Consider the following 12328-nt stretch of genomic DNA (forward strand, 5'->3'; position numbering starts at 1 on the left):
TTTTATATTACGAATTGAAGTTTTTTATATGAGTTCTTGTATAAGTTTTATATATTATATATAATAAATTTATATAAATATTTGATAGGATGATGACGATGTATAATTATATACCAAAGGGCGTGTGCTCAAGAAAAATAAGTTTTGATGTAGTTAATAATAAAATTACTCATGTAAGTTTTGTTGGAGGATGTAATGGAAACCTTCAGGGAATTTCAAGACTTATAGAAGGCATGAATGTAGAAGAAGCGGCAAAGAGATTAAAGGGAATTTCATGTAATGGAAAGGAAACCTCATGTCCGGATCAATTTGCAGAAGCTGTAAGTAGTATGGTTTTAAATAAACAGCATGCCTAGGAGGAATAAAATTTGAATGATTTAACATCTAAAAATGTACAAAATATAGAGATATCCGGTATAAGAAAATTCTATAACAAGGTACAAAAGTATCCAGATGCTATATCTCTCACTCTTGGACAACCTGACTTCAATGTACCTTCTGGAATAAAAAATGCCATGATAGAGGCCATAGAGCAAAATAAAACCTCATATACCTCAAATGCAGGTATTGTTGAACTTAGAGATGAGATATCCATTTATCTAAAAAGCATGGGAATAGAATATAATTGCGAGGAAATATGTCTTACAATAGGTGGCAGTGAAGGGTTAATGGATGTTTTTACTGCACTTATAAATAAGAATGACAAAGTACTTATACCAACACCTGCTTATCCCGCTTATGAAAGTTGTGTAAAGATACTAGGTGGTCAGATCATAAATTACAGTTTAAAAGAGGATTTTTCTGTTGATTTTGACTATTTAGAGAGGATAATCAAAGAGGAACATCCTAAAATTATGGTTATCTCATATCCATGTAATCCTACAGGTGCAATACTTTCTAGAGAAGATGGCATAAAATTACATAAGATTATTTTGGATAATGATATTATTGCTGTAAGTGATGAAATGTACGCTGCTCTATGTTTTGATGATAAATATTATTCTATAGCTCAGTTTGGAGATTTAAAAAGTAAAGTTATAATTGTAGGTGGATTTTCTAAGATATTTTCTATGACAGGACTTAGAATAGGTTATGTATGTGCCGAAAATAAGTTTATGAATGAAATAATGAAAGTTCATCAATATAATGTATCCTGTGCTCCGTCAATCGTTCAATGGGGAGCTTTCTATGGACTTAAAAATTGTATGCAGGATGTAGAATATATGAGAAATGAGTTTATAAAAAGAAGGGACTATCTTTATAATAGGCTTAAAAAGATGAATTTCGATGTTAATTTGCCTATGGGTGCTTTTTATATGTTTCCATCTATAAAAAAATTCAATATAAAAAGTGATAAATTCTGTGAAATGCTTTTGAAAGAGGCCAAAGTAGCAATTGTACCAGGCTCTGCTTTTGGAAAAGGTGGGGAAGGGTACATAAGAATATCATATGCATCAAATATGGATAAGCTTAAGTCGGCGGCAGATAGAATAGAAAAATGGATTTGACCGGTTCACAATTAATGAAATTTTGCTTGTGGCAAAATAATAAGGATTTTTCAGATTATGCCGAAAAATCCTTATTAATCGTAAACTGTGCATTGATAAATAACAATTGTTATTTGCTATTTGAAATAACGTTATCCATATTGTATAGGCCGGCATTTCTTTTATACATGAATTCACAAGCTTTTAAAGCACCAATGGCAAAAACTTCCCTTGAAATTGCAGTATGTTTTATTTCTATAGTTTCACCCTGTCCTGCAAATATTATTTCATGTTCTCCAACTATGCTTCCACCTCTTATAGAATGAATTCCTATTTCATTATGAACTCTTTTCTTAATACCTTCACGTCCATTTACAAATTCAATATTGTCTGGAATTGCATCTTTTATGGTGTCTGCAAGTAAGATAGCAGTACCGCTAGGAGAGTCAACTTTTTGGTTATGATGTTTTTCCACTATTTCTATATCAAAATTTTTATAAAGCAGTGAGCTTATATTTTTTAATATATTGTTTACTACATTTATTCCTATAGACATATTTGCAGATCTAAATATAGGAAGTATTTTAGAAAGATCATTTATCTTTTTTATTTGTTCATCGCTGTATCCAGTAGTACAAAATACTATTCCAATATTATTTTCTTTTCCATATTCAATTAATGAATCTAATGCATCAGGTCTTGAAAAATCCAAAATTACATCTGCGGATATATTACAATCTGATATGGATGCAAAAATTGGATAATTGGATTTTTCAGAATTTCTATCAATACCTGCAACTATTGATACATCATCAATAGTACTTGCTAGTTTAGATATGACTTTACCCATTCTGCCATTGCATCCATTTAATATAATTTTAACCATTGATTTATACACCTCTATAATTTTATTTTAGTTTACATGAAGAATTTAACGTGAAAGATTTAAATCTTTCACGTTAAACACAAGATATAAAATATTCAATTGCAATTATTTTAAAAGCCCATAATTCTTTAATTCATTTTTTAGTATGTCAAGATTTCCATCTGTCATGTTGCAAAGTGGAAGTCTTAAATTTCCAACATTTTTGCCTAGAAGATTTAAAGCTGTCTTTATAGGAATAGGATTTGTTTCTATAAATAGTGCTTTAATAAGGGAAAATAAATCAAGTTGGAGTTTTAGAGCACCTTCAGTATCTCCTTTGAAGAATAGTTCACACATTTTTTCCATATCAGCGGGAACTATATTGGCTGCCACAGATATAACTCCAACTCCACCTAAAGCTAAAATTGGAATTGTCTGATCATCATTTCCAGAATATATATCTATTTTATCCCTGCAAATTGCCTTCATGTAGGCAATTTGACTTATATCACCACTAGCCTCTTTTATAGCAGCTATATTTTCTAAATCACATAATTTTTCTAGAGTTTTTGGTGCTAAATTCAGGCCGGTTCTGCTAGGCACATTGTAAAGAATTATAGGAGCCTTTACAGCATCATTTACAGCTTTAAAATGTTCTATAAGTCCCTTTTGTGTAGTCTTATTGTAGTAAGGAGTAATTACAAGAAGTCCATCGACACCTATGCTTTCAGCCCATTGGCTCATAGATACTGCATGGGAAGTACAATTACTGCCCGTACCAGCTATTACAGGTATTCTCTTGTTTACCTTGTCTACAGTAAATTTTATAGTGGACTTATCCTCTTCTACAGTCATAGTTGAGGATTCACCGGTAGTTCCACACACGACTATAGCTTTGGTTCCTGACTGTATGTGCCATTCTATAAGATCTTCCAACTTTTTAAAGTCTACAGATCCATCACTTTTAAATGGTGTAATAATTGCAACTGCTGAGCCTTTAAATAAACTCATAAAAACACACCTCGTTCTAATTTTATTATTTATATAATATTATATTCAAATTGCAGCTATTTGTTTTTAATTATGCATTCTGCTATTTCTACTGCATTTGATGCCGCACCTTTTCTTATGTTATCAGCAACTACCCATAAGTTCAATCCATTTTCAACACTAAAATCTTTTCTGATTCTTCCAACGAAAACTTCATCATGTCCAGCAGCATCAACGGCCATTGGATATACTAAATTTTTAACATCATCTTTTACAATTAATCCGTTTGTATTTTCAAATAATTTAAATACATCTTCTATTTCAAATTTATTTTCCAATTCTATATTTATACTTTCGCTGTGACCATAAAAAACTGGAACTCTTGCAGTAGTAGCAGTTATTTTTAAATTGTCATCATGAAGTATTTTTCTTGTTTCATTTATCATCTTCATTTCCTCTTTTGTGTATCCATTATCAAGGAATACATCTATATGAGGAAGTACATTTCCAGCTATAGGATATGGAAATTTTTTAGGAGAGACACCTTTATATCCTTCAAGTAGATCATTGTATCCACCAACACCAGCACCTGATACTGCTTGATAAGTTGAATAAACTATTCTCTTTATTCCGTACTTTTTCTGAAGTGCCTTAAGTGGAAGCATAGCCTGTATTGTAGAACAGTTAGGGTTTGCTATTATTCCCTTGTTCCATTCTATATCTTCAGGGTTTACTTCAGGTACAACTAGAGGTATATCCTTGTCCATTCTCCACTGACTGCTATTGTCAATTGCAACTGCTCCATAGCGCGCAAATATAGGTGCATATTCTTTACTTACAGAAGCACCTGCAGAGAATAAAGCTATATCTATTTTTTTATTTTTTATATTATCTTCTTTTAATTCTTCCACAGTAAAATCTTTACCTTTAAATTTTAATACTTTACCTGATGATTTAGAAGAAGCATATAAATATAAATTTTTTATTGGAAAATTTCTTTCCGCCAAAACTTTGATAAATGTTCTTCCTACCATTCCTGTGCAGCCTACTACTGCTACATTGCAATCCATTAATTACCACTCCTTAGTATTTATTATAAGTTATAATTATTAATTATATTTTAAATAACTGTGCTATTCAATAGCATATGTACACATATACTAAAAATTTTACACTAAAATTTTAAATAATTGAAAATTAATATGTTTTTATGTAGTCAATATTGAATATTTATAATTAAAATTTCATATCACTAAATATAAAAATTAATGTTATAATTTAAATAACTCTATATTTTTGTTCTTTTTACAATTATAACAGATGATGTTAAAAAGTTAACCCTTAAAATAGTGAATATAAGTATAAATATCACTTTTCAGGAAAAAATACTTTATATAAAACTGTGGAGGGTTAAATATGTCAAAAACACCATTAAAAAAAATAATAAAGGCTAAACTCAAGGCTAATAAAAAACTTACAGCAGCTGAAGAATTGAGAGAAAAATTAAAATATGAGATTGCCGATGAGTTGGGACTTAAAGATAAAGTGAATGAACAGGGATGGAGCGGGTTGACTTCTGAAGAGACTGGTAGAATTGGAGGAATGATGGCAAAACGAAAAAAACAACTTAATATACCTAAAAATGAAATCATACTGAAAAATCAAAGAAAGGATAATTAATTTATTAGAGATATGGATTGTTATAATAATTTTGCATATATATATGATGATTTAATAAACAATGATATAAACTATGAACTTTGGTTCAATACAATAATGAAAGTTTGTAAAGAGAATAATATTGATAATAAAGACTATTTGGATATAGGATGTGGTACTGGAAACCTTACTGAGAAAATTGTGCCCAATTTTAAAAGTTCATGGTGTGTAGATTTATCCAGCGATATGCTTACAAAAGCAGAGGAAAAGTTTATAGATAAAAAACTAAAAGTTAAATTGATATGTCAAAATATGACTGAATTGAATCTGAATAGACAATTCGATTTGATAACATGCTGCCTTGATTGCACAAATTATATTATTGAAGATGGAGAACTGACAAAATATTTTAAATCAGTAATTAAACATTTAAAACCTAATGGTATATTTATATTTGATATAAATTCCTATTATAAAATAACAGAAGTACTAGGAAATAATATATATGATTATGATGATGATAATATAACCTATATATGGGATAATAATTTAGAAAATGAGATTGTGGATATGTATCTTACTTTTTTTATTAAAGAAGGACAACTGTACAGAAGATTTGATGAACATCACAGTGAAAGAGCATACAAGTGTGAACAATTGGAAGATATTCTTTCAAAATGTGGTTTTCAAGTCCTGAAAAAATTAGACAATTACAGTGACAAGGTTCCAAAATTAAATTCCGAAAGAATAGTTTATGTAGTGAATAAAAAGGAGAATAATTGATATGGAAGATAAAATAGTACGAGCCATGGCAAATAACAATACTGTTAGGATAATTTCAGCTACTACGACAAATTTAGTAAATAAAGGAGTAAAGATGCATGAATGTGCACCTACAGCTGCAGCTGCTTTTGGAAGAATGCTTACAGCAGGTAGTTTGATGGGTACAATGCTTAAATCCGAAAAAGACAGTTTGACCATTAAAATAGCAGGAGGTGGAGAAGCTAAGAGCGTAATTGTGGTAGGTCATCCAGATGGAAGTGTAAAAGGATATATAGGAAATCCATCAGTAGATCTTCCTCCAAATAGTAAGGGAAAATTGGACGTTGGAGGTGCCATTGGAGGAAATGGAAATCTGTCCGTAATAAAGGATATGGGATTAAAAGAGCCATATGCCGGTCAAGTACCTATAGTTACAGGAGAAATAGGAGATGATCTTGCCTATTATTTTACCGTTTCAGAACAGACTCCATCTGCAGTTGGACTTGGTGTTCTTGTAGATACAGATCTTACTATAATGGCAGCGGGAGGATTTATAATACAGATGATGCCAGGGGTACAAGAAGATACTGTTGCCCTATTGGAAAATAAATTAAAGAATATACCCTCTGTAACAGATATGATAAGTAGTGGAATGGATGGTCAAAAGATAATAGAGAGCATTTTTGAGGGAATGGACTTGAATATATTAGATGAAATGCAACCGTGTTATAAATGTGATTGTTCAAGGGAGCGAGTTGAAAGAGCACTTATAAGTATAGGAGTTAAAGATTTAAGTGAAATATATGAAGAAGGAAAGACAGAAGAATTAAAGTGTAATTTTTGTAATAAAGCTTATAAGTTTACTCATGAACAAATTGGAAAACTGTTAAATTATATTAACAACAACTAAAATAAAAAGGACATTTGTTAATAAATTAATGCAATAAATGCTTTATAAATACTAAAAGGTTAATTGTAGAAAAAATTAAAATAAAGTATTGACAATATATAATTGAGCATATATAATGTTAATTGTTGCAGCGGAAAACAAGTTGCGAATTAGTAAAGTATTAGCGAATGTCTTGGGCGCATAGCTCAGCTGGGAGAGCATCTGCCTTACAAGCAGAGGGTCACAGGTTCGAGCCCTGTTGTGCCCACCAAAGTATTTGCTTATTTAATTGGCTTTCAATTATTTAGTTCACGACTTGGATTAATTCTGACCTGTTTTAAGTTGGCCAGATAGCTCAGTCGGTAGAGCAGAGGACTGAAAATCCTCGTGTCCCTGGTTCGATTCCTGGTCTGGCCACCATCATTATGCGGGAGTGGCTCAGTGGTAGAGCGTCACCTTGCCAAGGTGAACGTCGCGAGTTCGAATCTCGTCTTCCGCTCCATTATATGGCGCTATAGCCAAGTGGTAAGGCAGAGGTCTGCAAAACCTTTATCCCCAGTTCAAATCTGGGTGGCGCCTCCAGAAAAACTCTTGAAACTGTTAAAGTTTCAGGAGCTTTTATATTTTATAAATAATTATAAGTTAAACTAAACTCATGTGTTCACAAACAATTAATAAATATGACATTAAGTTGTAACAAAAACCACATATAATAATAAGTGTTCTAAGAAAATAACTTAGAGAAAATAAAAAAATAATAGTTCCCCCTATTATAAACAGATAAAAAACAAGTACTGGTGATAAACCAGTACTTGTTTTTTCTTATAATAAAAAGCAATATTTATAGTTAATATAATCTCATTTATAATTATATATTAAATTGATATTTTTTATATATAATTTGAATTTATTCTGGAAAAGGATTACAATAAAAGTATATTAATAATAAGAGGGTGAGCATATGAAAGGAGAAGTATATAATCTTGATGATATTATAAGAATTGAAAATGGTTCAAAGGTTTGGATAGAATCAAAATATAGAAAGTCTGATTTGTTCATTATAAACAAAAAAAAGTATAATAATATTAACTTTATAATTGATAAGTATTTATCAAAATGGTTTAATATTTGTTTGAATTATAAACAGTTGGAAACTAAGATGAATAGCGGTGAAATGAAAATATATGAATGGTTATCCGATGATGAGTATTTAGTTAGAAATATAGAAAGATTGAGAAATAATATAGAAGTTGATTTGATACTACAAAATAAAGATGAATTTATCAAGGAAACGGCAAAATATAATAAATTGATAAAAGAACTGGAAAAGAGAAAACTAATAAATTATTAAGCTAAGGCTTATATGGTAAAAAAATCCAATAGATGCTATAATGTATTTAAAAAGGGGTGTCTATTATGGATTTATCGTTTAAAAAATTGATCGGAATTATTAAAAATGATAAGTTCTCCAATAAAGATAAATGTTCCGATAAAGCTGAGGACTGTCATGCAAAACAGATTTGTCTTGATAATCTATATTATAATAAAAATAAAATCAAGACGTACAGTATAGACGAAATTAGAGCATATAAAGACTTGCTTGTAAAATACAATGAAAATGTATTAAATAGGGCAAGAAAAAAATTATTAAAATTGTGTATAACAATTGATATAATTCTTATATTTGCTAGTCTTATTTTGAAGCTTCCCATAGTTATTTCGGTGGTAATTGCTTTTACAATAATACTATATTTTGTAACAAATCGTTATATGATAAGAGTGTTTAATGTATGTAATGAAAAGAAAAAATTCCTAAATAGATCATAAACTATTTAATTAAATTCTGCATTAATTTCTAAGATGATTTTATTAAATGATATGTTATGGATTAATATTCATCCAAACAATATATTGAAAAAACTGAAAATTTAAAAAAAGAAAAGTATATTAAACTAAATAAACATAATTATGATGGAATATCTTTGTATTTTGATGGATATATAATTTCAAAATAGTATATAATACAATTATTGAAATGATTAAGAGCTCGTAAGGAGCTCTTTTTAATTTTTAAAAATAAATTATAATTGTCAATAATTATATTGAGACATTAAAATATTTGGAGGAATTTTTATGAATATAAAAGAAGTGGATCATATAGCATCACTTAGAATAATGAACTTATACAGACCATTGGGAAAGTTTATAAGTAAGGATGGAGGATTATGGATAGCCATAGATAATTGTACAGGAAAAGTAATTACAAGAGAATTTAGAAATAAAGAAGACTGTATACTATTTTTAAATAAAGATAATTTTTAGATTTTATATTAATATACCTTCCATAACAATTATGTACAATTTTTTAAACCTATAAATATAATATTGATAGAAGCTAATCTATGAGAAATAAGTTTGTCGAAATTTGACAAATAAATTTTGAATATGAATTTTCTTTCAACACATACTATTTTGGAAGGGAGTGTAGAAAATGCCACTATTAAATCTAATTTATAATAATGAAAGAGAGGATATAATAAATGGAGTAAAATTTTTAAAACAATATTTCAAACAAAAAAATATAAATATTGGTGTATCTGAAAGTATGGAGTCTGGTACTCACTTCCTAAAGATATATAGTGATTGTGAATTGAATAAAAGATTAGCTAATATATTTAATATACAAATAGCTAATATAGTATATGGAATAATAGTAAAGGAATTTTATAAAAAGGAAATAGATTTATTCTTACAGGAAAATTATTTTTTCCTTCAAAATGATGAAATAGATAATATGAAGAATGAAAGTTATAATTTACTTATGGGGGATATATCTATTATAGATGAAAATTCTATTTACTGTATAAATAAAAAAAATAATATATTGGAAGAAATAATAGATTGTATGAGAGAATCTAATAATATAAATATTGAAGGATTTATAGCATTTAGGATGAAAAATACTTTAAGTGATTTGAAAAATATAATTGATAAAGTAGTAGAAAAGTATATGGTAGAAAAAGAATATGATGAGTTTATAAAACTTTTAAAATATTTTGTGGAAATTCAGGAAAGCAAAATAGAATATATGGATATAGTTATAGAAGATAATGGAGATTATATTGTCAGAAATGAGCAGGGAATAGATATAACAAATAAGTTGTTTAATGAATTGACAGAGTTTAAAACTGATAAGGATGTTAGCTCAGAAGATTTACTTATAAGTGTTCTAATTACTAATTCACCACAAAATATATGTATACATTCAGTAGAAAACTGCAGAAATAGTGAGATTATAGATACCATACAGAAAGTTTTTACTGACAGGGTAAAATTTTATAACAGCTGCAATGTTTAAAAATAAGTAATATTTTATAATTAGTTATTGACATATGTATGTTTGAATAATAAAATAATAGAATAAACCAAGACAATGAAAAGGAAAAGTAGGTAAAATATTGTTTCAAGAGATAAAAACTTATTAGCTGAGAGGTTTTTAAGCAATATTTATTGAAAAACCACCTTTGAGTCAAATGCTGAATTTATATATTATATTTTTTAGTAAGCATTTTCGTAAATCTGCGTTAAAGATATAGAGATGGCAATAGTATTTTTATTATCAGTTGAAGTTTGTAGCTATTGTTAATTTGGGTGGAAACACGGCGACTCGTCCCATGGTTATGGGAGGAGTTTTTTTGATTGGATTTAGTAGTTCCAGTTACTTTATAGAAGGAGGAAAAAGAAATGATAAAAATATTTTTAAAAGATGGAAAAACAATTGAAGTTGAGAAGGGATCAAAGGTAACGGAAATAGCTTCTAAACTTAGCATATCTTTAGGGAAAAAAGCTTTAGGAGCTAAATTAAATGGAAAAGTTGTAGAGTTAATGCAGACAGTGGACGAAGAATGTAAACTGGAGATATTGACATTTGAAGATGATGAAGGCAAGAAGATATTAAGACATACTGCATCTCATATACTTGCGCAAGCAGTAAAAAGATTGTATCCAGATGTAAAATTGGCTATAGGACCATCTATAGATAATGGATTCTATTATGATTTGGATGCAGAGTTCTCATTTACTCCTGAACTTCTTGAAAAAATTGAAGCTGAGATGAAAAAAATAGTTAAGGAAAATGAGAAATTGGAAAGATTTGAGCTTCCAAGAGATGAAGCAATAAAATTGATGAAGGAAAAGGATGAGCCATATAAAGTAAAATTAATCGAAGATTTACCGGAAGATGAGATTATATCTTTTTATAAACAGGGTGATTTTGTTGATCTCTGTGCAGGACCACATTTACCATCAACAGGAAAGGTAAAAGCATTCAAACTACTTTCCATTGCAGGAGCATACTGGCGTGGAAATGAAAAAAATAAAATGCTTCAGAGAATATATGGAACTGCATTTGAAAAGAAAAAGGACCTTGAAGATTACCTGAATATGATGGAAGAAGCTAAAAAGAGAGATCATAGAAAATTAGGAAAACAATTGGATTTGTTCAGTATTCATGAGGAAGGACCTGGATTCCCATTTTTCCATCCAAAGGGAATGGTAATAAGAAATACTCTTCAACAGTATTGGAGAGAAGTTCATAGAAAAGCTGGTTATGATGAAATAATGACTCCAATTATATTAAATGAAAAACTTTGGCATGAATCAGGCCATTGGGATCATTATAAAGACAATATGTATTTCACAAAAATAGATGATGAAGATTATGCCATAAAGCCAATGAATTGCCCTGGTTCAATACTTGTTTACAAAAACAAGATACATTCATATAGAGACTTTCCTATAAGATATGGTGAAATGGGAATTGTGCACAGACATGAAAAATCAGGAGCTCTTCACGGACTTATGAGGGTTAGATGCTTTACTCAGGATGATGCACATATTTTTGTAACTAAAGATATGATTAAAGATGAACTTCTTAAAGTAATAAAACTTATAGATAATTTCTACAATGTATTTGGATTTGAATATTTTGTTGAATTGTCTACAAGACCTGATGATTCCATGGGAAGTGATGAAGATTGGAATGCTGCAACTGAAGGATTGAAATCTGCATTGGAAGCTGGAGGACTTTCTTATAAGGTAAATGAGGGGGATGGAGCTTTCTATGGTCCTAAAATAGATTTCCATTTGAGGGATTCTATAGGAAGAACATGGCAATGCGGAACTGTTCAATTGGATTTCCAGATGCCTGAGAGATTTGACTTGACTTATATAGGATCAGATGGAGAAAAACACAGACCAGTTATGCTGCACAGAGTTGTATTTGGATCTATAGAAAGATTTATAGGAATTTTAATAGAAAACTATGCTGGAGCATTCCCGGTTTGGCTTGCACCAGTACAAGTTGAAGTAATGAATATAACTGATTCACATTTGGATTATGTAGGTAATTTAGTAGACAAATTAAAAGAGAATGATATTAGAGTGGAGTCCGACTTAAGAAATGAAAAGATAGGATATAAGATAAGAGAAGCTCAAATGCAGAAGGTTCCATATATGATTGTAATAGGAGATAAGGAAGTAAATGAAGGAAATATCTCAGTTAGAAGTAGAAAAGATGGAGATTTAGGAACATTTGCAATTGATGATTTTATTTCTAAAGTAAAGGAAGAAATAGATACCAAGGCAAAAGATATTATGTAAATGGAAAATTACCTG

The 12328-nt window shown here is 29.5% G+C and carries 13 protein-coding genes, 4 tRNA genes and 1 other annotated feature; of the genes, 14 read left to right on the plus strand and 3 right to left on the minus strand.

The features are described 5' to 3' along the window. Positions 1–98 precede the first annotated feature (98 nt). Together KM800_RS09170 and KM800_RS09175 are read left to right on the plus strand one after the other, a co-directional pair. Positions 99–356 (plus strand): TIGR03905 family TSCPD domain-containing protein, encoded by a 258-nt coding sequence (locus tag KM800_RS09170; RefSeq protein WP_217812816.1) that lies wholly within the window; start codon positions 99–101, stop codon positions 354–356. Between the two features lie 12 nt (positions 357–368). After that, positions 369–1508 carry a pyridoxal phosphate-dependent aminotransferase gene (locus tag KM800_RS09175; RefSeq protein ID WP_217812817.1) on the plus strand — a complete coding sequence of 380 codons (1140 nt, stop codon included), beginning with the start codon at positions 369–371 and terminating at the stop codon, positions 1506–1508. A 109-nt stretch (positions 1509–1617) separates the two neighbouring features. Here KM800_RS09175 and dapB read toward each other — a convergent pair whose 3' ends face one another. From dapB to KM800_RS09190, 3 genes are all read right to left on the minus strand, one after another. Then, positions 1618–2373 carry a 4-hydroxy-tetrahydrodipicolinate reductase gene (dapB, locus tag KM800_RS09180; RefSeq protein ID WP_217812818.1) on the minus strand — a complete coding sequence of 252 codons (756 nt, stop codon included), beginning with the start codon at positions 2371–2373 and terminating at the stop codon, positions 1618–1620. 105 nt (positions 2374–2478) lie between these two features. Then, positions 2479–3363 carry a 4-hydroxy-tetrahydrodipicolinate synthase gene (gene dapA / locus KM800_RS09185; protein ID WP_217812819.1) on the minus strand — a complete coding sequence of 295 codons (885 nt, stop codon included), beginning with the start codon at positions 3361–3363 and terminating at the stop codon, positions 2479–2481. Positions 3364–3419: 56 nt separating this feature from the next. Then, positions 3420–4412 carry an aspartate-semialdehyde dehydrogenase gene (locus tag KM800_RS09190; protein WP_217812820.1) on the minus strand — a complete coding sequence of 331 codons (993 nt, stop codon included), beginning with the start codon at positions 4410–4412 and terminating at the stop codon, positions 3420–3422. A 346-nt stretch (positions 4413–4758) separates the two neighbouring features. On the opposite strand from KM800_RS09190, the gene KM800_RS09195 reads away from it, so the two are divergent. The 12 genes from KM800_RS09195 to thrS all read left to right on the plus strand — a co-directional run bounded on the left by KM800_RS09195 (position 4759) and on the right by thrS (position 12313). Beyond that, positions 4759–5022, plus strand: coding sequence for a small, acid-soluble spore protein, alpha/beta type (locus KM800_RS09195; RefSeq protein WP_217812821.1), 264 nt, complete (start codon positions 4759–4761; stop codon positions 5020–5022). A 12-nt stretch (positions 5023–5034) separates the two neighbouring features. Beyond that, entirely contained in the window at positions 5035–5784 is a 750-nt protein-coding gene (locus tag KM800_RS09200; RefSeq protein WP_217812822.1) for a class I SAM-dependent DNA methyltransferase, read from the plus strand. Position 5785: 1 nt separating this feature from the next. After that, the gene (gene hslO / locus KM800_RS09205) at positions 5786–6673 is read left to right on the plus strand and encodes an Hsp33 family molecular chaperone HslO (RefSeq protein WP_217812823.1); all 888 of its coding nucleotides are present in this window, start codon (positions 5786–5788) and stop codon (positions 6671–6673) included. 174 nt (positions 6674–6847) lie between these two features. Then, positions 6848–6923: transfer RNA gene (locus KM800_RS09210), tRNA-Val, on the plus strand. 73 nt (positions 6924–6996) lie between these two features. Then, a tRNA-Phe gene (locus KM800_RS09215) sits at positions 6997–7072 on the plus strand. A 7-nt stretch (positions 7073–7079) separates the two neighbouring features. Continuing rightward, positions 7080–7154, plus strand: a tRNA-Gly gene (locus KM800_RS09220). A gap of 6 nt (positions 7155–7160) precedes the next feature. Next, a tRNA-Cys gene (locus KM800_RS09225) sits at positions 7161–7234 on the plus strand. A gap of 379 nt (positions 7235–7613) precedes the next feature. Next, a complete protein-coding gene (locus KM800_RS09230) occupies positions 7614–8003 on the plus strand; it encodes a hypothetical protein (protein WP_217812824.1) in 390 nt (129 codons plus the stop codon). Between the two features lie 65 nt (positions 8004–8068). Continuing rightward, positions 8069–8479 (plus strand): hypothetical protein, encoded by a 411-nt coding sequence (locus tag KM800_RS09235; RefSeq protein WP_217812825.1) that lies wholly within the window; start codon positions 8069–8071, stop codon positions 8477–8479. A 306-nt stretch (positions 8480–8785) separates the two neighbouring features. Further along, positions 8786–8974 (plus strand): hypothetical protein, encoded by a 189-nt coding sequence (locus KM800_RS09240; protein ID WP_217812826.1) that lies wholly within the window; start codon positions 8786–8788, stop codon positions 8972–8974. A 169-nt stretch (positions 8975–9143) separates the two neighbouring features. After that, positions 9144–10010: a putative sporulation protein YtxC gene (gene ytxC, locus KM800_RS09245; protein WP_217812827.1), complete on the plus strand. Its 867-nt coding sequence runs from the start codon at positions 9144–9146 to the stop codon at positions 10008–10010. A 66-nt stretch (positions 10011–10076) separates the two neighbouring features. Next, positions 10077–10330: a binding site (T-box leader), on the plus strand. A gap of 66 nt (positions 10331–10396) precedes the next feature. Next, complete coding sequence (gene thrS, locus KM800_RS09250) at positions 10397–12313, plus strand: threonine--tRNA ligase (protein ID WP_217812828.1); 1917 nt, start codon at positions 10397–10399, stop codon at positions 12311–12313. Positions 12314–12328 lie beyond the last annotated feature (15 nt).

Source organism: Clostridium tyrobutyricum, assembly GCF_019144085.1.
Lineage (GTDB): Bacteria > Bacillota > Clostridia > Clostridiales > Clostridiaceae > Clostridium_B > Clostridium_B tyrobutyricum_A.

Excerpts from the sequence above, each read along its gene's own strand:
- KM800_RS09170 (WP_217812816.1), top strand. The coding sequence starts at position 99 with ATGTATAATTATATACCAAAGGGCGTGTGCTCAAGAAAAATAAGTTTT.
- dapB (WP_217812818.1), bottom strand. The coding sequence starts at position 2,373 with ATGGTTAAAATTATATTAAATGGATGCAATGGCAGAATGGGTAAAGTC.
- dapA (WP_217812819.1), bottom strand. The coding sequence starts at position 3,363 with ATGAGTTTATTTAAAGGCTCAGCAGTTGCAATTATTACACCATTTAAA.
- KM800_RS09190 (WP_217812820.1), bottom strand. The coding sequence starts at position 4,412 with ATGGATTGCAATGTAGCAGTAGTAGGCTGCACAGGAATGGTAGGAAGA.
- KM800_RS09195 (WP_217812821.1), top strand. The coding sequence starts at position 4,759 with ATGTCAAAAACACCATTAAAAAAAATAATAAAGGCTAAACTCAAGGCT.
- KM800_RS09200 (WP_217812822.1), top strand. The coding sequence starts at position 5,035 with ATGGATTGTTATAATAATTTTGCATATATATATGATGATTTAATAAAC.
- hslO (WP_217812823.1), top strand. The coding sequence starts at position 5,786 with ATGGAAGATAAAATAGTACGAGCCATGGCAAATAACAATACTGTTAGG.
- KM800_RS09230 (WP_217812824.1), top strand. The coding sequence starts at position 7,614 with ATGAAAGGAGAAGTATATAATCTTGATGATATTATAAGAATTGAAAAT.
- KM800_RS09235 (WP_217812825.1), top strand. The coding sequence starts at position 8,069 with ATGGATTTATCGTTTAAAAAATTGATCGGAATTATTAAAAATGATAAG.
- KM800_RS09240 (WP_217812826.1), top strand. The coding sequence starts at position 8,786 with ATGAATATAAAAGAAGTGGATCATATAGCATCACTTAGAATAATGAAC.
- ytxC (WP_217812827.1), top strand. The coding sequence starts at position 9,144 with ATGCCACTATTAAATCTAATTTATAATAATGAAAGAGAGGATATAATA.
- thrS (WP_217812828.1), top strand. The coding sequence starts at position 10,397 with ATGATAAAAATATTTTTAAAAGATGGAAAAACAATTGAAGTTGAGAAG.